Raw genomic sequence first — 518 nt, forward strand, 5'->3', positions numbered from 1 at the left:
GTGCCGTTGATCTCGGTGATGCTGAGGGTGTCGCCATCGAAGTCGCTGTCAGCGTTTAGTGGGTCTAGTACCACGGTGCCGTCTTCTGCTACGGTGTATGCGTCATCTACTGCCACGGGTACGGTTGGTGGATAGTCGACAACGATGGTGGCTAGGTTAGATGGCACACCTGTGATGTCATAGACCACATAGTCTACTGGCGTTGGGTCAGTCGTAAAACCATTTTCTGGGGTGAAGGTGACTGCGCCAGTCGTTGGGTCAACACTCCATACGCCTTCGCCTGCGACGGTTAAAATGGTGACTTCAAGATCTGTGTCTGGGTTAATGAGCTTTACGCTGGTTGGGTCGATGTCGCCATCAGGATCGGTGTCGTTACCCAATACGTTAATCAATACGGACTGGTTTAAAGGGCCTGATCCTACGTCATCTACTGCCACGGGTGCATCATTCACAGGGGTGACGGTGATGGTTTCTGTGGCGCTCACTTCTGTCGTGCCATCCGTGATGGTGTAGTCAAA

At 52.7% G+C, this 518-nt stretch carries 1 protein-coding gene; it reads right to left on the bottom strand.

Annotated elements, in window-relative coordinates:
- Positions 1–518, bottom strand: a 518-nt coding sequence (locus tag I6E61_RS14070; RefSeq protein WP_227686000.1) for an Ig-like domain-containing protein, incomplete at both ends; no start/stop codon positions are given.

This window comes from Psychrobacter sp. NZS113 (assembly GCF_015864825.1).
GTDB lineage: Bacteria > Pseudomonadota > Gammaproteobacteria > Pseudomonadales > Moraxellaceae > Psychrobacter.